We start from the raw sequence: 19,707 nt of genomic DNA on the forward strand, positions 1-19,707 counted from the left end.
CATAAACGGGTTCTTATGCCTTAGTTGTAAGTGTCTACCATGTCCCCGAACAAGTGTTCACTATGTCCCCGGACCGTACAGTGGGAGAGGGCCGGGGTGAGGGCATCAGGCCGCACTAGCCCTCCTCCATCGCAATCACAATTGCTTCACCCATCTTCTTCAATGCCTCGCGATGCTTATCCGTCGGCGGTAATGCCACGTTAATCCGCAGGCAGTTGCGGTACTTCCCGGAGGCGGAAAACAGCGACCCGGCCGCCGCCTGGATCTTCAGGCGGCACAGCTGCTTGCTGACGCACACCATGTCGACCTTCTCCGGTAGCTCCACCCACAGCAAAAAACTGCCCTGCGGGCGCGTCACGCATATGTCTGCCGGAAAATATTGCCGTACCCAGCAGGTATAGGTTTCCATATTCTGCTGATAAATCTGGCGCATACGCCGCACGTGGCGATGATAATGGCCGTCGCGGATAAACGCCGCCACCGCCATCTGCGTGCCCGGCACGTTAAACCCGCCCGCGGCGTATTTCATGTGCATCACCCGGTCGTAGTAGCGTCCCGGCACAATCCAGCCGACGCGTAACCCTGGCGCCACGGTTTTGGTAAACGAACTGCAGAGGATCACGCGGCCATCAATATCCATGGAGTGAATGGTCCGCGGGCGCGGGTATTCCGCCGCCAGCTCGCCGTAGATATCATCCTCGACGATCACGATATCGTGCCGCTGGGCCAGGGCCAGCACCTGCTTCTTACGCGACTCCGGCATGATAAACCCAAGCGGATTATTGCAGTTAGGCACCAGGATGACCGCTTTGATGGGCCACTGCTCCAGCGCCAGCTCTAATGCCTCAATGCTGATCCCGGTTTGCGAATCGGTCGGAATTTCTATCGCCTTGATGTCAAACCCGCGCAGCATCTGCATGGTGCCGTGGAACGACGGCGACTCCACCGCCACAATGTCTCCTGGTTTACAGACCGACAGCAGGGCGATGGAGAGTGCGCCGTGGCAGCCGTTGGTGATCACAATCTCGTTCGCCGCCACGGTGGAGCCCCCGTCGAGCATCAGCCGGGCGATCTGCTCGCGCAGTTCAAGGCGCCCGTCGAGTACGTCATAGCTCAGCATTTCGGCGGGGTTGTGCTGTGCGATGCGGCTCATCTCACGCCACAGGGGCTTCAGGCTCGGCTGGTTAACGTCTGGCGAACCGCCGCCAAAGGAGATCATCTCTTTGTCGGCGCGGGCATCCAGCAGCATCATCACCTCATCCCACTGGGTGACGTCCACCGGGCGCTGTACCGGGCGCGTCATGGCCGGCACCGGCGGTTGGGCCTTGCGCTTAGACACAAAATAGCCGGAACGCGGCTGGGGAGTGATGAGCTGCAGGTTTTCGAGGATCTGATAGGCCTGCTGTATGGTGCTGATGCTCACGCCGTGCTCCTGGCTCAGCGCGCGTACCGACGGCAGACGTTCACCGCTGCGATACAGCCCTTGTTCAATGCGTTCTGCCAGTAGATTGGCCAGATGTTGGTAGCGCGTCATGCTGTATCCTTTGTTGTCACCATACAGATTACAAAACCAGTACAGATTGCCGCAAAAAACGGCATGCAGATACCGTTTTAGCGGATCTGTATGTTAAACAAAAGTTGTTTTTGAGTCTGTATTGCTAAAGCCGTTTTCCACGATCATAGCCCCACTGACACGGTGAGGAGAGCATCATGGAATTCTATGAGAATCGTTCAAAACGTCCGTTTATTGTCTTCGTCTGGATCGGCAAAACGATCTGCAACTGGTATCGCATCAACCGTACCCGCCGCATTCTGAGCCAGATGAGCGATGAGCAGCTCAAGGACGTTGGATTGTCGCGGTATGATGTGTGAGACACGTCGCCGCCGGGTGGCGGCTGCGCCTTACCCGGCCTACTCGATCCCGTAGGCCCGGTAAGCGTAGCGCCACCGGGCGATGTTTAGCTCAACAGCGTAAGTGTCTGCCGCTTCGGTCTTTCCAGCAAATCCACCGCCTCCTGATATGACCGCACGTTGTTATAGCCCATCACCAGCCCGTAACGTTTGCCCGACCCGCGATACCACTCTGAAAGGGCATTCACCTGCAGCTGCTGCGCTTGCCAGCAGCACGCCACCTCCCGATCGTTGCTGCCTTTCGCCAGAAACGCCACGATATGCATTCCGCCGTCGTTTTGCTCGGTGAAAAACAGATCGCCATATACCTCACGCAGGGCGGCAATCATCCACTCCCGGCGGGTCTGGTACAGCGCGCGCATCTTCTTGAGATGACGGAAAAAATGGCCCTCGTTGAGAAAGGTGGTGAGGATTTTTTGCGTCAATACCGGCTGGCCGCTGGCGACGATGTCCGCACAGTCGGTAAATGCCTCAACCGTGCTGGCGGGCATCACGATGTAGCCCATGCGTAAGGAGGGCATAATGGTTTTACTGAAAGTGCCCATAAAGATCACCCGATCATGGCGATCGAGGCTTTTCAGCGACGGCAGCACCTTGCGGGTATAGTGAAATTCTCCGTCGTAATCATCTTCAATAATCCACGCCCCGTTCTGGCTCGCCCAGTCGAGAAGCTGCTGTTTACGCGGCAGAGAGAGCGTTACCGCCAGGGGGCTCTGGTGAGAGGGCGTCACGATAGCAAAACGGGCGTCGCGGTGATGGTGCAACAGATACTCCGTGTCGATGCCGCAGCGATCGATCGGCACGGTGTGCAGACGTGGCACAATCCGCTTAAGCAACTGCTGGCCCATGAAATAGCCCGGATCTTCAAACACCACTTTGTCGCTGCGGCTAGCGAGCGTATCGAGGATCAGGCGCAGGCTGCCGCTGTAGCCGCTGGTGATCAGCACCTGTTCGGCGGTACACGAGAGCCCGCGGGAGATATTCAGATAGCGGGCGATGGCCTGGCGCAGGGGATACCAGCCCAGCACCGGCGGGTTGAGCATCTCTTCCGGGCGCATGGAGCGCGTCGCCTGGCCTGCCAGCAGTAACCATTTTTTATAGGGGAAGCTGTCGAGGGAGGGAATGCCGGGGCGCAGAAAACCCGCTCGTTCACGCTGGCTGATAAGCGATGCCGGGAGTGTACCGGTGGTGTGATCCGCTGGAGCTGGCGTCGCGGGCAGCAAGAGATCGGGATTGACCCGCGTGCCGCGCGCGCCCTGGCTCACCAGGTACCCTTCGCCGATTAAAATGGCATACGCCGTTTCGACGGTTTTGCGCGCCACCTTGAGCTCTTCGGCCAGTACGCGAATGGCGGGCACCTTATCGCCAGGCTTCAGCACGCCGCGCGTAATGTTGTCGCGATAGCGGGTGTAAATGTCGTGATAGCCCGGCTTCATGTCCTACCTCATTTTATGGTTTTTGTATCTTTTTACTATGTCATGACCCGCGTAAATTGTCCTCATCGCATGACACATACCGTGTAAATAAGAGGAAAGACAATGAGCACTCGCGTAAACCACCATAAAGTCACTCCAGCCCTTGCCAACGCGCTGTCCGCCCTGAGCATGGAAGTGGCGAAAACCTCCATCGACCCGGCGCTGAAGCACCTGATCGACATTCGCGTTTCCCAGCTGAACGGCTGTACCTTCTGTCTGGATATGCACTCCAAAGAGGCCAAAATTGCCGGGGAGCGCGAACTGCGCCTTTACCACCTGGCGGCCTGGCGCGAATCTCCGCTGTTCAGCGCTCGCGAGAAAGCGGCGCTGGCCTTCGCCGAAGCGTTGACCCAGATTGGCGTTCACGGGGTGAGTGACGCGTTGTACCGCAGCGTGGCGGAACACTTTTCTGACGTGGAAATTTCAGAGCTGAACTTCGCCATCGTGGCGATCAACGCCTGGAACCGTTTAGGCATTACCTCGCGCATGGCCCCCGGCTCGCTGGACGCAGCTTACGGGCTGAACAAGGCTAACCTGGAATAATCCCGCGCTCGCGGATCATCGCCACCAGCGCCCGCAACCCCGGCGGGACGTGGCGATGGCCTGGATAGTAAAGACGCAGCCCGGCAAACGGCTGCGTCCAGTCGTTTAACACGCTCACCAGTTCCCCGCTTTTCAGCTCGTCACGGATATAGAGTTCCGGTAAAAAGCCAATCCCCAGCCCTGCTTTGACCGCGCGGATCGAGGCAAAAAGATCGGATGTCGCAAAACGCGGCGGCACGGCCAGCGCATACTGGACTCCCCGACGGGCCAGCTCCCAGCGGTAGATCCCACCGTGGGCCATGCGCATCCCGATCCCCTGATGCAACAGCAGATCCTCCGGCGTTTGCGGGATACCGTGGCGGGCAAAATAGTCCGGTGTGGCGGTCACGAGCTGGCGGATCTCTCCGGTCAGCGGTACGGCGATCATATCCTGCGGCACCGCCTCTTCAAGGCGGATCCCGGCGTCGTAGCCTTCAGCGACGATATCGATCATCCGCGCCTCGCTCACCGTTTCAACACGCATTTTCGGGTAGCGGATCATAAAGTCGATCAGCAGCTGGTCCAGAAACAGGGAGCCAATATTGTTCGGCACGTTCAGGCGCAGGGTGCCTGCGGGTTCACCGGTATCGCTGTGGATCTCTTCCCCGGCCTGACGAATTTCCTGCAGCGCCGGACCGATGCGCGCCACATAACGCTGCCCGGCGTCGGTGAGCGCCACGCTGCGGGTAGTGCGGTTAAAAAGACGCGTCTCGAGGCGGCTCTCCAGCCCGGCGATGGCGTTACTCACCGCCGTGGCGGACATACCCAGCTCCTGGGCGGCACCGCGAAAGCTGCCGCGTCGTACCACCGCCATCACCACTTCCAGCTCTGTCAAACCTGAACGATGCATAGATTATCCTGAAAATCGAAACAACCCTTGCAGCATAGCGTGGATTATCGCAACGGAGTAGTCGTGCCAGACTGTGTCCACACAGCCTGAGGAGGTTTATATGCACCACATCGAACAGATTTTTATCAACGGCGAATTTTTTACCCCGCATGGCACCGAGCGTTTTGATTTATACAACCCAGCGACGGCACAGGTCATAGGGCAGGTGCGTCTGGCAGATGAGGTCGACGCTGAACGCGCCATTGCGGCCGCCAAAGCGGCGTTTCCGGCGTGGTCGCAAACCACAAAACAGGAACGGATTGCTGCGTTAACACGTATGCATGCCGCTGTTGCCGCCCGTCATGATCAGCTGCTGGAGGCGATAATCGAAGAGTACGGCGCACCGGCTGCGCGCTCGGCGTGGATGGCCAGTTATCCGGCCGATGTCATAGCCCAGGCGATTGAGGCCCTGGAGGCGTTTGAATTTTCATTTTCAGCGGGGGCGGCATCGGTGCAGATGACGCCGCTAGGCGTAGCGGGTCTGATCACGCCGTGGAACAGCGATGCGGGGTTTATCTGCGGCAAACTGGCGGCGGCGCTCGCGGCGGGCTGCACGGCGGTGATCAAACCCAGCGAAATGAGCGCCCTGCAAACGCAGATCATCACCGAGGCGCTGCGTGATGCCGCATTGCCAGCGGGCGTGTTTAATATCATCACCGGGCGCGGCGAGACGGTGGGGGAGACTATTAGCCGCCACCCGGACGTGGCGAAAATCTCGTTTACGGGGTCGACGAATACCGGCAAAGCGATCCTGCGTAACGCGGCGGAGGGTTTTAAGCGCGTCACGCTGGAGTTAGGCGGTAAATCGCCGACGATTTTGCTGGATGATGTCGATCTTGCACGGGCGATCCCGCTGGTGATTCAGGCCGGGTTTATGAACAGCGGGCAGGCGTGCGTGGCCGGCACACGTATTCTGGTGCCGCAGTCGCGCAAGGCCGAGATGGAAACCGCCCTGGCGCAGGCGGTGGCGGCGGTGAAATCCGGCGACCCGCGCGAAAGCGCGACAGAGATTGGCCCAATGGTCAGCGAAAAGCAGTGGCTGCGGGTGCAGGGGTATATTCGCAAAGGGCTCGACGAAGGCGCGCGACTGCTGGCGGGCGGCGAAGGGCGACCGGACGGGACGCGGGACGGCTGGTTTGTGCGCCCGACGCTGTTTACTGATGTGAACAACCAGATGACCATCGCGCGTGAGGAAATTTTTGGCCCGGTGCTGTGCATTATTCCTTATCAGGACGAGGCAGAGGCTGTCGCGATTGCCAACGATACCGAGTACGGCCTGAGCGCGATGGTGCTGGGGCGTGACACCGGGCGTGCGCGTCGCGTGGCGCAGCAGATTGTTTCCGGGCGCGTGCTGGTGAACACCCTCGCGCATGAGCCAAAAGCCCCGTTTGGCGGGTTTAAACACTCCGGCGTGGGACGCGAGATGGGCGAATGGGGAATTGGGGCGTTTATGGAGCCGAAGTCGATTGTGGGTTAAACCCATTACGTGTTACTCACGCCCGGCTCGCGGGGCGTGAGAAACAGGCTTAATCTGCAAACAGTCTTTCAATGGTTTTAGTCGGCAGGAAGAGAGTATTTTCATTCTCTGCCTGAAGGGCGATAAACCCCAGTTTAAGGTAAAAGTTTTTGGCGCTGTCGTTCAGCGCTTCTACGAATATCCCGTGGATACCCACGGCAAAAGACGCCAGGTAGACCGTTTTCAGAGCATGGGTGACCAGTAACTCCCCCAATCCTTGCCCCTGGAAGCGTTTATCTATCGCCAGGCGGCCTAGCGTGACGCTGGGAACATTTTTGTAAGGCACTCGCTTCTGCTGGGTTTTAGAAGGAAGGTACGCCTTTTCAAAGCAGCTCCCGGACAGCGTGTAATAACCCAACACCCGCGGCTTTTCCCCGGATGCGACAAGAACGTAACCCCGCAAAAATTTCCCACGATGCTGGCGTTTCAGGTGCGCCGTCAGAAAGGTGTTTAGGCTCTCTTCTCCGCAATCGAAATGGCTTAGATCATACTCAACGTCATCTGAAAAAATCCCTATTTTCATGTTATTCACGTATCACTCCAGATCCTGGAGACGCCTGGCTGCTCGCTTCAGTCGTTCATTTGGCGTTGGCGGGTTACTGATCGCATCCATCACCTGGTTCCAGGATGCCTCGTTGAGGATCAGGCGGCGGTGCTGTTCAATCACTTCTGCTGCGCGCTCGGAGGCCGTACTTACCATGAATTGTGAAATTGACTGGTTCGTCATTGCCGCTGCTTCTTCGATCAGGCTTTTGTCGTCTTCGGTTAAGCGTAGATCGATGCGCTGTTTCTTTAGTGCTGACATGATTCGCTCTTCATCGTGACCTGGGGTTCATGCCCCGGTTGCATAGTAATATTGTGTACGGAATTTTACCGTACATAAATCATATGTCTGTCATCGTCGGATTTCAACGGGAAATTGAGCGCAGCGCCATCCGGCACAACACTTCGCTCCATACCGAAGCATCCTTGTCATCTGTCCTGCATTCTCTCCATACCATCACAACGGAGAGACCTTTATGATCGCAGTCATTTTCGAAGCCAAAGCCGCGCCGGCGCATCAGGCGCGCTACCTGCAGCTCGCGGCCGAACTTAAACCCCTGCTGGCGGATATTGACGGTTTTATCGATATCGAACGTTTCCAGAGCCTGACCACCGACGGCAAAATTCTCTCGCTCTCCTGGTGGCGGGACGAAGAGGCTATCCGCAACTGGAAGCAGAACGTTTTTCATCAGGCCGCGCAGGCCGAGGGGCGGGAGTCGATTTTTACGTACTACCGCATTCGGGTGGCACAGCTGGTGCGGGAATACAGCGCCGAAAACGGAGGGCACGCGGATGTATGATGTTCATGTGATTTTTAACGATATGCCGGGTGAACTGGCACGCTTTGGTCAGCTGTTGGGCAGTAAGGGGATTGGACTGGAAGGCGGTGGCGTATTCGGCGTTGAGGCGCATTTTCTGGTGGAAGACGGCGAAAAAGCCCGCCATGTTCTGCTTGAGGCCGGATTTAACCTGAAAGCGGTTCGTCAGCCCATCATCAGAAAACTGAGGCAGGAACGCCCCGGCGAACTGGGGGAGATAGCTGCTGCACTGGCGGCTCGCGGGGTGTCTATTCTTACCCAGTACAGCGACCACGCGAATCACCTTATTCTGCTGACGGATAATGATAAGCTGGCCGCAGCAATCACCGAACCCTGGGCAACCTATGTTAAAGACGAGCTTACCGCCAGATAACAGCGCAGCGCTGGAGCAGGCCATTGCCGCAGTAGCAGCCGCAATGGCCGATCCGTCGCGCGTGAAAATGCTTTGTGCGCTGATGGACGGGCGGGCGTGGACGGCCACCGAGCTGAGTGCGGCGGCGGATGTGGCGCCGTCTACCGCCAGCGGGCACCTTGCGCGACTGCTGGACGGAAAGCTCATTACCTGCCTGTCGCAGGGGCGCCATCGCTATTATCGCCTGGCAGGGTATGACGTAGCGGAGCTGGTGGAGCAGATGATGGGGCTGTCGTGGCACCGCATTTCTCCGCCGGAAACCAGCGCGCCAAAAGCCCTGCGTGAAGCCCGCACCTGCTACGACCATCTGGCGGGCGCGGTGGCGGTGCAGATCTACGATTTCATGCAGGCCGAAAGTTGGCTGGAGCCAGACGGTTCGGCACTGACCCTGTATGGCCGGGAGCAGTTTCTGAAACTCGGTATCCCGTTAAGCACTCATCCCCGGCGAAAGGCCTGTTGCGCCTGTCTGGACTGGAGCGAGCGGCGGTTTCATCTGGGCGGTGAAGCCGGTGCGGCGTTGCTCATGCATCTGGAAAGCAAGGGCTGGATCCAGCGGGTAGCGGGGTATCGGGAAGTGGTGCTTACGGCTTCGGGGAAGGGCGCCATTACCCGACATTTTAGCCGCTAAACTCCGCTGCGGGCTGTGCCCTCTCCCCAACCCTCTCCCTTAAGGGAGAGGGGGTCCTCCGTGCAGGCATTATTGTATGGGGAACCCTCAGCCCGCCGGGAGAGGGAGATATCCTTTCGCAATTCCTGCTCTTTCGCCTCGCGTTTCTTGATACTTACCCTGATAACTATTATCTTGACGACGTGTTTCGAGAGGTTCCCCCCATGAGTGAAGAACAACTGTTTTGCCGCAGGCCGATGGGCATGCGGATGGCGATGATTGTGCGCCAGTGGCGCGCCGTTATTGACGACGCCATTCTCGATACCGGGTTAACCCAGTCGAGCTGGACGGTAATGATGCAGCTTCATCAACTGGGGGATAACGTCTCGGTGAGTGAACTGGCGGAGGTGCAGGGCATTGAACTGCCGCCGCTGATGCGCACCCTGACACAGCTGGAAAAGCAGGGATACCTGCTGCGCACCGTATCGCCTTATGACAAGCGCATCCGGCTTCTGACGCTGACGCCTGAGGGAAAAGCCATCCTAAAAAGGCTCACCCAGGTGATTGAGACGTACCAGACACGCGTATCGCAAAACATCGCGCCTGAGCATATCGAAATTTTCAGCGCCACCTTGAATCAAATCGCCTGCAATTTGCGGACAATCCGCGAAGAAGATAACAAGACCGAAAAATAATGACTCCTGAACAAAAGTTTGCCCGCTGGGTAAGGGTGAGTATTGCCTCTTTCCTGCTGATGTTTGTCTACTTTGTCGTCGCCGATATCTGGATCCCGCTGACGCCGGACTCCACCGTCATGCGCGTGGTGACGCCGGTTTCTCCGCGCGTCTCCGGGTATGTGTCGGCCGTGCACGTACACAACAACAGCCAGGTGACGCGGGGCGACCTGCTGTTTGAGCTGGATGACACGCCGTTTCGCAATAAAGTGGAAGCGGCGCAAATCGCGCTTGAGCAGGCACGCCTGTCCAATGAACAGCTGGACGCGCAGATCGCCGCCGCCCAGGCCAGCCTGAAAACCGCCGTGCTGACCGCGCGTAACGACAAAGTGACCTTTGACCGCTACCAGAAGCTGAGCACGTTACAGAACGTCTCGCAGGCGGATCTGGATAAGGTCCGTACCACCTGGCAGAGCAGCGAGCAGTCCGTGAGCTCGATTCAGGCGAACATCCATAACCTGCGCATCCAGCGCGGCGAGCGGGAAGAGCACCGCAACGTGACGCTGCAAAAATACCGTAACGCGCTGGATGAGGCGGAGCTGAACCTCGGCTGGACGAAGGTTTACGCCCAGGCGGATGGTACGGTCAGCAACCTGCAGTTGAGCCCCGGGTTTTATGCCTCGTCCGGCTCGGCGGCGCTGGCGCTGGTGAATAATCAGACCGATATTGTGGCCGATTTTCGTGAGAAGAGTCTGCGCCATACCCATCAGGGGACCGATGCCGCCGTGGTATTTGACGCCTTTCCGGGACAGGTTTTCCGCGCCCACGTGACCAGCAGCGATGCGGGGATCCTTGCCGGACAGGAGGCGGTGAGCGGCGAACTGTCCGCGCCGGAAACCTCCAACCGTTGGGTGCGCGACGCTCAGCGAATGCGCATTCACGTGGCGCTGGATGAGACGCTGCCGAAACCGCTCCCGACCGGCGCTCGTGCCACCGTGCAGCTCTACAACAGCGAAGGGCCGTTTGCGCGCTTCTTCTCCGGGATGCAAATCCACCTGGTGAGCCTGCTCCACTATGTCTATTAGCACGCTGGCGCGGGTCTTTACCCCGCACGGCAACATCGTCTATACGGCCAATGACTTTCGCCAGACCCTGCGCATCGTCTTTGCCGGGATGATCGCGCTGAGTATTTCAAGTTTCTATAACACCAGCTACGGCGTGTTTTATGTGGTCTACCCCATCATGCTGCTGTCGCTGGTGCCGGTCTTTAACCGCCATGTGGCGAAGCAGTTTATCTTCAGCGCATCGCTAAACTGCGTCGAAATGGTGATTATCATCGGCTATCTGTCCCAGTGGCCGGTGATCATGACGCTGGTAGTTTTTGCCCTGTATGTCATGCGTTTTCGCTTTATGAGTAAGGGGCCGCTGTTCCTGTTCGGGTCGATGGGCGTGGTGTGCCAGAGCGTGATGCTCAACTTTATGAGCTATCCCACCACCGACTGGCACACGCTGCTGTTTTCCAACATTGAAGCGAGTGTGATGGCGGTATGCCTGAGCGCGCTGATGAACTACCTCCTGCCGGACGTTGAACCGCGCAAGCCGCCGCCGCTGATCGAGAAAGATGATGCCCGCGTGCGGCACGAGTCTCTGCTCTCCGGCACCGTTGCGACGATGATTTTTGTTATCTTCCAGATAAGCGATTTAAGCGATTCGCTTTCGGCGCTGATGGCCGGTGTGTTGATTCTGTTCCCGATGCACTATCGCGGCGCGGTGATGAGCTCTATCTGGCGCGTGGCTGGCGTGGTGCTGGGCTGTCTCTATATTCTGGTGGTGCAGCTTATCCTCTACGATCACAGCAGCCACATGCTACTGATGATGCCGCTTATCGGCCTCGGGCTGGCGTTTGGTGCGCGTCTGCATGTGATGGAGAAGGTGGGAGCCGGCGTTGGGTTTGCCAGCATCACCACCATCGGGATTATGTTCGGTCAGAACATGCACCCGGACAGCGACCTGGTGTTCAGCGATCTCTACCGCATCACCTCGGTGACCTTTTCTCTGGTGGCGACGCTGACGATGGTGTTTCTGGTGCACTTGATCCTCAATCGCTTTGAGGCGACGCGCTACGTCATTGCACCACCCAAAACGGAGTAATGCGCAAGCACGGCGGGCAGTTGCGAGAGTAAAAACAGGATCAGGCCAATTGTCCCGCCCACCAGGGTGCCGTTGACGCGGATAAACTGCAGATCTTTGCCGATATTAAGCTCGATCTGGCGGGACATATCTTTGGCGTCCCAGCTTTTTACCGTGTCGCTGATATGGCGAGTGAGAAACGCCGCGAAATCCGGTGCCACGCGGTGCGCCGCCTGCTCCAGATGCTCATTGAGCGATGCCCGCAGGCTGTCGTCACCGAGCAGCGTTTCGCCGAACCACTGCCCGGCGTTGGCGATGCGCTGCTTCACGCGGGAATCCTCACGTTGCATATCCGCCTTCAGCCACTGGCGCAGGTCAGCCCACATCTCACCCAGATAGCGGTTAAACGCGTCGTCGTTCTTCAGGTAATGCTTGATGTTCTCTGCCTTTGCGGCCATCTCCGGATCGTTTTTCAGGTTGTCGATAAGCTTCAGCGTGGCGCGGTCGAACGCCTGGCGGATCTGGTGGGTGCGGTCATGACTAACGTCGTCCAGCAGGGTATTCACCGCGTTTGACACCATCTCCGCGCTCTGATCGCCCAGCCACTCGGTGGGCAGCACCATCGCCTTGCGCGGATGCTCGGTCTTAAGCCAGTGGACGATCTGGTCTGAAATAAATTCCCGCGTGCTATCGCGTTGAATCAAGGTGATCAGGCGGTTGATGATGGCGTCCAGCAGTACCTGATGGCGGTTGTTTTTGGTCATGCTCTCCAGCATCACTGCGCTGGTTTCGGTGAAATCGACCTTGTCGATGGCCTTATGCACCGCGCGTTTGAGCAGGCGCTGAATACGCCCGTCATCGGTCAGCTCAAGAAAACCACCCATCACCTGAATCAGATGCTGCCCGACACGCTGGGCATTGTCGGGCTTACTGAACCAGGTGCCAATCATCTGCGCCGGCTCATAACGGCGGATCAGCGCCACCAGCGACTGGGTGTCGAGAAACTTCTCCTGCACGAACTGGCCGAGATTATCGCCAATCCGGTCTTTATTGCGCGGGATAATCGCCGTATGGCGCGAGATAAACGGAATGGGCACCCGGCGAAACAGCGCGACGACCGCAAACCAGTCCGCCAGCGCGCCAACCATCGCCGCCTCGGCAATGGCCTTCACGCCGCGCACCCAGAAGGTTTGCGGCAGAAACAGGGTGGTGATAAACGCCGCGACGGCAATCAGCAGCAGCGACAGCGCCAGCAGCTTGGCGCGTTTGAGTTCAGCGATTTTTTCCATGGGTTAAGGATAGAGGGAGACGGGGGGAAAGTGCAAAAACCGCCACAACACCCATACCCCAAAACCTATCAACACCGCGCCCGCCGCCCGCTCAATTAGCCACAGCGAACGGCTGAGCCTCTGTTGCACCGCGGGCAGCCCCATCAGCGACACCAACGCCAGATCCCACACCAGCACTACCATCACCATCCAGACGCCGCAGGTCGACTGCTGAAGCAGCGTGACGTCCGGCCCCAGTAACGCCGTCATCAGCGCCAGATAGAACAGGGCGTTCTTTGGATTTAATAACGCCGAGCCAAGTCCCAGCAGGATCTGCTTACGCAGTGAAGGGAAGCGCTGGTGGGTTTCATTCAGTGCCAGTGCTTGCGGGCGGCTGCGCACCAGATGCGAGCCGATCCACAGCAGATACAGCGCCCCGCAAAGCTCGATAAGGGTAAACAGCCACGTAAACTGGCGCAGCGCGCTCCAGCCAATAATCACCAGCAGGATATACAACCCGTTGCCCGCGGCGATGCCGAGGCACAGCCCGGCGCTGCCGCGCACCCGGTAGCGCGCCGCGTAGCCCACCAGCAGGAAGAAATCCGGGCCTGGGCTTAACAGGGCGACAAAATGCGCCAGCGCCAGAGCGAGAAAAGCGGAAGGGAATAACAGTTCCATAGCAACCTCTGTGTAAAAAACTGAGGTCAGACTACGGCGATGCAAACGCTATTTATTGTCCGATATTGATCGGCCCGTGGCGTACTGGCGCGGCGTGGCGGCGGTATAGCTCACAAAGGTCTTATGAAAATGGCTCTGATCGGCAAACCCGCTCTGGTAGCCGACATCGGCAATATCATCCCCGGCACGCAGCCGCGCTTTGGCGTATTCCACGCGGGAGATGTTGAGAAAGCTGCCCGGCGTCAGGCCAGTGTCCTGCCTGAAGGTGCGGATCAGCGTCTCTTTGCGCAGCGAGAAGCGGTGGGCAAGGTCGTCGAGTGACGGCGGGCTGGTTAAATCGGCAAGAAACGCCTGCTGGATGTGCTGGCTGGTTGTACGTAGTTCACCCGTGCGGCTGGCGCAGCGCGGAAGGGCAGAAATCAGCATGTTCAGGGAATTAGCCGACATGTTCTCAACAACGTTCTGGTAAAGAGCAAACAACGTGCTGTCGCGTATGACCTGTTCTGCCAGGGGATAATCCGTGTCGATATAGAGCATATGATAGCTGCGGGGCTGGCCCGCAACGGGGTTGCAGCTGTGCGGCACATGCGCCGGGATCACGATGAGATCGCCGGGGTGGAGGATGTACTGCGTGTCATTGCACCGGCAGCAGGTCTGGCCTTCCACTATCGCGCCAATCGAGAGTTGGGGGTGACAATGACGTTTATACGCCACGGTACTCTGCCACGTGCTGCGCAGCTCAAGGCCCGGAAGGCGGTTAAAGGTCTGGCGGATCTGTCGGGTATGGGTCATAGGCGCTCCTGTCACGACATTTTTATACCATGCCCTGGCCCTACTAAGAACCTTCCGGATATACCCAACTTTACGTCCATCACCCGTCATGTTGTCTACCCTTACTACCCTAAGCGGTAAAACATGGAGATTCGATATGGCTTATCAGACAGTAAATCCTGCCACCAACCAGCTCATCAAAGAATATCCCTCTCATACCGACGCGGATATCGAAGCGGCGCTGAAAGCGGCCGACGCCCTTTACCATTCGCAGTGGGCGAAAGGCGACATTGAACAGCGTCTGCCGGTGCTGCATAAGCTTGCTGACCTGATCGACGAACGCACCGAGGAGCTGGCTAAAATTGCCAGTCAGGAGATGGGTAAGCTCATCGAACAAAGCCGCGGCGAGGTGAAGCTGTGCGCGCAAATCGCCCGCTACTATGCCGATAACGCGAAGCAGTTCCTGGCCCCGGTGAAGTACCAGTCTGAACTCGGAGAAGCGTGGGTGGAGCATCACCCCATCGGCGTGCTGATGGCCGTGGAACCGTGGAATTTCCCGTATTATCAGCTGATGCGTGTTCTGGCACCTAACCTGGCGGCGGGTAACCCGGTGCTGGCTAAACATGCCAGCATCGTGCCGCACTGTGCCGAAACCTTTGCTCATCTGGTGCGTGAGGCAGGGGCGCCGGAAGGGGCGTGGACCAACCTCTTTATCTCGTCTGAGCAGGTGGCGAACATCATTGCTGACGACCGCGTTCAGGGGGCCGCGCTAACCGGTTCTGAGAAAGCGGGCAGCGTGGTGGCCGCGCAGGCGGCGAAGCACATCAAGAAATCCACCCTTGAGCTGGGCGGTAACGACGTTTTCGTGGTGCTGGACGATGCGGATCTTGATAAAGCGGTGAAGACAGGCGTGAATGCGCGACTTAACAACGCCGGTCAGGTCTGTACCGCAGCGAAGCGCTTTATCCTGCATGAGAAAATTGCCGATGCCTTCCTGAGCAAATTCACCGACGCCTTTAAGCAGGTGAAAATTGGCGACCCGCTGGATGAAAGCACCACGCTTGGGCCACTGTCGTCTAAAGATGCGCTCGAAACGCTGACAAAACAGGTCAATGAGGCGGTGAAAAAGGGCGCGACGTTACACTATGGTGGTAAACCGGTGCAGCGCGACGGGAGCTTCTTCGAGCCGACGATCCTGACGAATATCTCCCGCGACAACCCGGCGTACTTCGAGGAGTTCTTCGGCCCGGTGGCGCAGATATATATGGTGAAAAACGATGACGAGGCGGTCGCCCTGGCGAACGACTCCCACTACGGACTGGGCGGTGCGGTGTTCAGTCAGGATATTGAACGCGCGAAGAAAATGGCGTCACGGATTGAGACCGGGATGGTGTATATCAACTGGCTCACCGATACCGCGCCAGAGCTGCCGTTTGGCGGCGTGAAGCGCTCCGGTTACGGACGCGAGCTGTCGGATCTGGGGATCAAAGAGTTTGTGAACCAGAAGCTGGTGGTGGTGCGTAAGTAAGCAGCAATAAAAAACCTGCCAGTAGGCAGGTTTTTTAGAGATTATTGCACTTCAATTTTATCCCAGCCGCTTTTGAACATGCAGCTGTCTACGAGGGTCGCCCTGCGATCCTCATTGGCGTCTTCAACCGTGTAGCTCGTGGAAATATCCTTTTTCTTGTTCTTCAGATCCGTTTTTTCCGAGTCCGAACCGGTTACGACGTTATCCGGGGGCAGATCGATCAGCGCCTGCGCTTCACATTCCGTGAGCTTTTTGTTCATTTCAGCGTCGCTGACGCCCGGTTTCACCCATTTGTACTGGACGCAGCCGGTGAGCAGAAGCGTGAGGCTCAGAACGCAAAGCGCGGTAATGCGGTGTTTCATCAGAAGGTGACTCCACCGCCAACATACGCACCGTCAATCAGGGTGTGGCCTGGACGACCGTCTTTACCATCAACGCTCACGTGGCGGTAACCCACTTTCAGGGTCACAGGTGTAACTGGCGTCCAGCTTACGCCGCCGTTGGCTTCAACGTAGTTTTTCACGCTGTTGTTCATCCCTTCTGGTGCCACGTAGCCTTCACCATACAGATGAATGCTGTCGGTCAGGGCAACGTTTACGCCGCCACCGATCGGGAACGCCACGCCGTTATCGCCTTTTTTCGGGCCGATATAGATAGCTTTTGCACCCGCGTTCAGCATGACCGGGCCAAGACCCAGGTTATAACCTGCACCCACACCGCCGGTCTGCGTACCGTCATCGGTGTTTTTCAGCCAGTTGCTTTCCACATACAGGCCAGATGAGGATTTACCCATCTCCAGGTTGAGGTTGGTAAAGTTTTTACCCTGCTCAACGCTGCCACCCAGAGCGAGTGCAGAACCCGATACAGCAGTCAACGCAGTCAGCAGAAGGATATTCAGTTTTTTCATCTCATATGCCTCGTCATCAATTTAATCTGGGCGCACCTTAACAAGCGATGTTAATGACTGCAAATGTGATGAAAGTCGCCGTTTTATGCTGGTTTTGTTAATTTTTTAATTTGGTGGTGTTGCGAGAGTGTTGGGTTGCGAGGTCGTCAACGGGTAATGATTTGGCGTTTAGGAAGTGTTTATTTTTTTAGCTAAACATAATCTGAACGAGAGCAGAAAGAGTGGTTCGCAGCGAATTAATTGAGTTTCTAATAATTTCCAGAAATGTTTCCGCTGTTACAGATAACAACAGAGCTTTACATTTCTTTGGCGCTCCGGCCCGCGCAATGTTGCCATTCGATGTCATTTTCCTGACACGTTTCTTCTTTACGGTATGAGCTTCACTTTATGGAAGCTAACAATATGAAAAGAAAAATTATTCCTGTGCTAATCGGTTGTGCGCTCTCTTTCTCTGCCCTCGCGGCGCAGCCTACGGCTGAGCGCTATGTCGTCAGTTTTCCAGAAGGCACACACGTGAACTACACCGGCGCGTTTGCCAGTGCATTCCCGAACGGGCTTCCGGTTGGGATAGGTTCTGGCCTGCTGTTCACCGGGAAACAGGGCGATGCCCTGACCTTCGCCACTATTACCGATCGCGGTCCGAACGCGGATTCACCGAAAGTGGGTAAAAACGAAGCCAAAATTTTCGTTACGCCAGATTTCGCGCCGCTGCTGATGACGATTCGTGTACAAAACGGCAAAGCGGAGGCCATTGATGCCCGTCCTCTGCATGACGATAAAGGCGCGATCAACGGTCTGCCGCTGGAAAGCGACGTGATTGGATCCACCAATGAAGTGGCCTTCAGCGACACGTTAAAGAGGCTGAAGGGGGATAATCGCGGGCTGGATACGGAAGGGATCACCCCGGACGGTAAAGGCGGTTACTGGCTGTGCGATGAGTATGGCCCGTTTCTGATTAACATCGACAGTAAAGGGAAAATCCTGGCGATCCACGGTCCGCAGGCGGCAGAAGGGGAAAAAGCAATTGCGGGCGGTTTGCCAAATATCCTCAAATGGCGTCAGGCGAACCGCGGCTTTGAAGGCCTCACCCGTATGCCGGACGGGCGTATTATTGCCGCCGTGCAAAGTACGCTGGATATCGACGGTAAGAGCAAGAAAAAGGCGCTGTTTACGCGTCTGGTGAGCTTTGACCCGGCAAGCGGGAAAACCGCGATGTACGGTTATCCCATCGACAGCGCGGCCTACAGCAAAAACAGCGACGCTAAAATCGGCGACATCGTGGCGCTCGATGACCAGCACATCCTGCTGATTGAACAGGGAAGTGATAAAAACGACGGAATGCGTAACCTGATTTACAAGGTCGATCTCAGTAAGGCGAGCGACCTGTCAGGTTTCGACAAGCCGGGCGAGTATCCGGAGTTTGATGATGAGAAAACCCTGGCACAGCGCGGCATTACCCTTGCGCAGAAAACGCAGGTTGTTGATCTGCGCGCCCTGGGCTGGCAGCAGGAAAAGGCTGAAGGGCTGGCGCTGATCGACAGCAAAACGCTGGCGGTGGCGAACGATAACGACTTTGGCGTGAAGGTGGCGATGCAACATCCGGTCGAGGGCAAGAAGCTCAAGGATTATCGGGTGAACGCGGAAGGAAAGCTGACGCTGGATGATAAGCCGGTTGAGACGACCCTCAGCGTGAAGCCGCTGGAGAAACCGGAGTCTGACAGTGAGTTGTGGATTGTGACGCTGCCGGAGGCGGTGAAATAAGTTTATCTCTTACCCCTCACCCTAACCCTCTCCCAAAGGGAGAGGGGATGCTGGGCGGTTATCTCTTCAGCCCCGCAAACGCCGCCCGGATTTCCTCTTCCGGCAGCTGGATGCCAATAAACACCATCACGCTGCGCGGTGTCTCGTCGCCCCAGGGTCTGTCCCAGTCCGCGCTGTACAGCCGCTGTACGCCCTGGAACAGCAGGCGGTTTGGTTCGCCGTCGATCCACAGCATGCCTTTGTAGCGCAACAGCTTATCCGCAAACGACAGCAGCAGGTTCTCCATCACGCGGGAGACCTCGCTGATGTCTACCGGGTAATCCAGCTCCACCACAATCGACGCTACGTCGTTCTGCTTATCCGCCATAAAGTGAAACCGCGGTTTTGAGGTGACATGCTCTTCCAGCATAAAACCGTTGGTGTTGAACAGCTGAGACAGGTCGATATCGCCGTGCGTCACGGTGTATACCGGTGCGCGGGCGTTGATGCGTGCCAGGCGCTCGCGCAGTTTAACGCTCTCGCCCGCCACGTCGGTTTTGGTCAGCAGGATGCGGTCGGCGTAGCCCACCTGAGACTGGGCGATGGTGAACTGGTTCATCTGATCGTCGGCGTGAACCGCGTCGACCAGGGCAATCACGCCGTCCAGCAGGTAGCGCTGGCAAAGGATGTCATGCGAGAAAAAGGTCTGAATAATCGGGCCGGGGTCGGCCATGCCGGTGCATTCAATCACCAGGCGGTCGAAGTGGATGTCCCCACGATCGCGGCTGTCGAGCAGGTCCAGCAGGGCATCTTCCAGTTCGTTAGAGCGGGTACAGCAGATGCAGCCGTTGGTCAGGGTTTTGATCTGCGTGGCGCGATCGCCAATCAGCTGGTCGTCAACGGAGACTTCGCCGAACTCGTTTTCGATCACGGCGATTTTGAAACCGTGCTGCGCGTTGAGAATGTGGCGCAGCAGGGTGGTTTTACCGGCGCCGAGGAAACCGGTCAACAGGGTGACGGCAATCGGGGTCATGGTCTCTCCTTTAGCAGCAGCGGACGCCGCCTTCTCCACTTCCGCCGTAGCGCGCTTCCTGACGCTCGCGGAAGAATTCAGTGTAGGTCATGTAGGGCTTATCCGGGTGGTTGATTTTCATATGCTCAACATAGTTGTCATAGTCCGGAATGCCAATCAGCATTTTCGCTGCCTGACCGAGGTATTTTTTTGCTTCGCCTAAGTTACCAAACATAACCTGTCCTG

General features: G+C 57.4%; 23 protein-coding genes. 11 read left to right on the forward strand and 12 right to left on the reverse strand.

Features of this window, described 5'->3' with window-relative positions; translation table 11 throughout:
• Positions 1–115: 115 nt before the first annotated feature.
• Positions 116–1,534, reverse strand: coding sequence for a PLP-dependent aminotransferase family protein (locus ACOTX3_RS19245; protein WP_029882201.1), 1,419 nt, complete (start codon positions 1,532–1,534; stop codon positions 116–118).
• Positions 1,535–1,710: 176 nt separating this feature from the next.
• Between ACOTX3_RS19245 and ACOTX3_RS19250 the strand changes: the two genes are divergently transcribed.
• Positions 1,711–1,872, forward strand: a complete 162-nt coding sequence (locus ACOTX3_RS19250) for a DUF1127 domain-containing protein (RefSeq protein WP_013095422.1) — start codon at positions 1,711–1,713, stop codon at positions 1,870–1,872.
• A gap of 86 nt (positions 1,873–1,958) precedes the next feature.
• Here ACOTX3_RS19250 and ACOTX3_RS19255 read toward each other — a convergent pair whose 3' ends face one another.
• Positions 1,959–3,347: a PLP-dependent aminotransferase family protein gene (locus ACOTX3_RS19255; RefSeq protein WP_058678942.1), complete on the reverse strand. Its 1,389-nt coding sequence runs from the start codon at positions 3,345–3,347 to the stop codon at positions 1,959–1,961.
• A 102-nt stretch (positions 3,348–3,449) separates the two neighbouring features.
• Here ACOTX3_RS19255 and ACOTX3_RS19260 point away from each other — a divergent pair, with 102 nt between their 5' ends.
• Positions 3,450–3,929 carry a carboxymuconolactone decarboxylase family protein gene (locus ACOTX3_RS19260; protein ID WP_013095424.1) on the forward strand — a complete coding sequence of 160 codons (480 nt, stop codon included), beginning with the start codon at positions 3,450–3,452 and terminating at the stop codon, positions 3,927–3,929.
• Here the strand turns inward: ACOTX3_RS19260 and ACOTX3_RS19265 are convergent.
• Entirely contained in the window at positions 3,916–4,818 is a 903-nt protein-coding gene (locus tag ACOTX3_RS19265) for a LysR family transcriptional regulator (protein WP_023620661.1), read from the reverse strand. The two genes, ACOTX3_RS19260 and ACOTX3_RS19265, sit on opposite strands and share 14 nt — an antisense overlap.
• A gap of 100 nt (positions 4,819–4,918) precedes the next feature.
• On the opposite strand from ACOTX3_RS19265, the gene ACOTX3_RS19270 reads away from it, so the two are divergent.
• Entirely contained in the window at positions 4,919–6,334 is a 1,416-nt protein-coding gene (locus tag ACOTX3_RS19270) for an aldehyde dehydrogenase family protein (RefSeq protein ID WP_058678941.1), read from the forward strand.
• Positions 6,335–6,383: 49 nt separating this feature from the next.
• Here the strand turns inward: ACOTX3_RS19270 and ACOTX3_RS19275 are convergent, their stop codons facing one another.
• On the reverse strand, positions 6,384–6,896 hold the full coding sequence (locus ACOTX3_RS19275) for a GNAT family N-acetyltransferase (RefSeq protein WP_201745556.1): 513 nt from the start codon (positions 6,894–6,896) through the stop codon (positions 6,384–6,386).
• Positions 6,897–6,908: 12 nt separating this feature from the next.
• Positions 6,909–7,178: a DUF1778 domain-containing protein gene (locus tag ACOTX3_RS19280; protein ID WP_013095428.1), complete on the reverse strand. Its 270-nt coding sequence runs from the start codon at positions 7,176–7,178 to the stop codon at positions 6,909–6,911.
• 214 nt (positions 7,179–7,392) lie between these two features.
• Here ACOTX3_RS19280 and ACOTX3_RS19285 point away from each other — a divergent pair, with 214 nt between their 5' ends.
• From ACOTX3_RS19285 to ACOTX3_RS19310, 6 genes are all read left to right on the forward strand, one after another.
• Positions 7,393–7,716, forward strand: coding sequence for an antibiotic biosynthesis monooxygenase family protein (locus ACOTX3_RS19285; protein ID WP_023620659.1), 324 nt, complete (start codon positions 7,393–7,395; stop codon positions 7,714–7,716).
• Positions 7,709–8,107, forward strand: a complete 399-nt coding sequence (locus ACOTX3_RS19290) for a hypothetical protein (protein WP_058678940.1) — start codon at positions 7,709–7,711, stop codon at positions 8,105–8,107. Before ACOTX3_RS19285 ends, ACOTX3_RS19290 begins: the two co-directional genes overlap by 8 nt.
• The gene (locus ACOTX3_RS19295) at positions 8,079–8,774 is read left to right on the forward strand and encodes an ArsR/SmtB family transcription factor (RefSeq protein ID WP_045295461.1); all 696 of its coding nucleotides are present in this window, start codon (positions 8,079–8,081) and stop codon (positions 8,772–8,774) included. Before ACOTX3_RS19290 ends, ACOTX3_RS19295 begins: the two co-directional genes overlap by 29 nt.
• 203 nt (positions 8,775–8,977) lie before the next feature.
• The gene (locus ACOTX3_RS19300) at positions 8,978–9,448 is read left to right on the forward strand and encodes a MarR family winged helix-turn-helix transcriptional regulator (protein ID WP_013095432.1); all 471 of its coding nucleotides are present in this window, start codon (positions 8,978–8,980) and stop codon (positions 9,446–9,448) included.
• Positions 9,445–10,512 (forward strand): HlyD family secretion protein, encoded by a 1,068-nt coding sequence (locus tag ACOTX3_RS19305; RefSeq protein WP_095440265.1) that lies wholly within the window; start codon positions 9,445–9,447, stop codon positions 10,510–10,512. The genes ACOTX3_RS19300 and ACOTX3_RS19305 overlap by 4 nt, the downstream gene beginning before the upstream one ends.
• Entirely contained in the window at positions 10,502–11,578 is a 1,077-nt protein-coding gene (locus tag ACOTX3_RS19310) for a DUF2955 domain-containing protein (RefSeq protein ID WP_013095434.1), read from the forward strand. Before ACOTX3_RS19305 ends, ACOTX3_RS19310 begins: the two co-directional genes overlap by 11 nt.
• Here ACOTX3_RS19310 and ACOTX3_RS19315 read toward each other — a convergent pair.
• From ACOTX3_RS19315 to ACOTX3_RS19325, 3 genes are read right to left on the reverse strand one after another with little or no spacing between them, the layout of a single operon-like run.
• Positions 11,548–12,846 (reverse strand): DUF445 domain-containing protein, encoded by a 1,299-nt coding sequence (locus ACOTX3_RS19315; protein ID WP_013095435.1) that lies wholly within the window; start codon positions 12,844–12,846, stop codon positions 11,548–11,550. The genes ACOTX3_RS19310 and ACOTX3_RS19315 overlap by 31 nt on opposite strands.
• A gap of 3 nt (positions 12,847–12,849) precedes the next feature.
• Positions 12,850–13,503: a LysE family translocator gene (locus ACOTX3_RS19320; RefSeq protein WP_058678939.1), complete on the reverse strand. Its 654-nt coding sequence runs from the start codon at positions 13,501–13,503 to the stop codon at positions 12,850–12,852.
• A gap of 48 nt (positions 13,504–13,551) precedes the next feature.
• The gene (locus tag ACOTX3_RS19325) at positions 13,552–14,295 is read right to left on the reverse strand and encodes a helix-turn-helix transcriptional regulator (protein WP_108453462.1); all 744 of its coding nucleotides are present in this window, start codon (positions 14,293–14,295) and stop codon (positions 13,552–13,554) included.
• Between the two features lie 136 nt (positions 14,296–14,431).
• Between ACOTX3_RS19325 and ACOTX3_RS19330 the strand changes: the two genes are divergently transcribed.
• A complete protein-coding gene (locus ACOTX3_RS19330) occupies positions 14,432–15,802 on the forward strand; it encodes an NAD-dependent succinate-semialdehyde dehydrogenase (RefSeq protein WP_127869156.1) in 1,371 nt (456 codons plus the stop codon).
• A gap of 41 nt (positions 15,803–15,843) precedes the next feature.
• On the opposite strand, the gene ACOTX3_RS19335 is transcribed toward ACOTX3_RS19330, so the two are convergent.
• Both ACOTX3_RS19335 and ACOTX3_RS19340 read right to left on the reverse strand, forming a co-directional pair.
• On the reverse strand, positions 15,844–16,164 hold the full coding sequence (locus ACOTX3_RS19335) for a hypothetical protein (RefSeq protein WP_013095439.1): 321 nt from the start codon (positions 16,162–16,164) through the stop codon (positions 15,844–15,846).
• Complete coding sequence (locus tag ACOTX3_RS19340) at positions 16,164–16,709, reverse strand: YfaZ family outer membrane protein (RefSeq protein WP_013095440.1); 546 nt, start codon at positions 16,707–16,709, stop codon at positions 16,164–16,166. The genes ACOTX3_RS19335 and ACOTX3_RS19340 overlap by 1 nt, the downstream gene beginning before the upstream one ends.
• A 402-nt stretch (positions 16,710–17,111) precedes the next feature.
• On the opposite strand from ACOTX3_RS19340, the gene ACOTX3_RS19345 reads away from it, so the two are divergent.
• Positions 17,112–18,470, forward strand: coding sequence for an esterase-like activity of phytase family protein (locus ACOTX3_RS19345; RefSeq protein ID WP_058678936.1), 1,359 nt, complete (start codon positions 17,112–17,114; stop codon positions 18,468–18,470).
• A gap of 58 nt (positions 18,471–18,528) precedes the next feature.
• Here ACOTX3_RS19345 and yjiA read toward each other — a convergent pair whose 3' ends face one another.
• Both yjiA and ACOTX3_RS19355 read right to left on the reverse strand, forming a co-directional pair.
• On the reverse strand, positions 18,529–19,482 hold the full coding sequence (gene yjiA, locus ACOTX3_RS19350) for a GTPase (protein WP_038981101.1): 954 nt from the start codon (positions 19,480–19,482) through the stop codon (positions 18,529–18,531).
• 10 nt (positions 19,483–19,492) lie between these two features.
• Positions 19,493–19,696 carry a YbdD/YjiX family protein gene (locus ACOTX3_RS19355; RefSeq protein WP_059312667.1) on the reverse strand — a complete coding sequence of 68 codons (204 nt, stop codon included), beginning with the start codon at positions 19,694–19,696 and terminating at the stop codon, positions 19,493–19,495.
• Between the last annotated feature and the right edge of the window lie 11 nt (positions 19,697–19,707).

The sequence above is a fragment of the Enterobacter cloacae complex sp. IR5384 genome, from assembly GCF_049237265.1.
Classification (GTDB): Bacteria; Pseudomonadota; Gammaproteobacteria; order Enterobacterales; family Enterobacteriaceae; genus Enterobacter; species Enterobacter cloacae.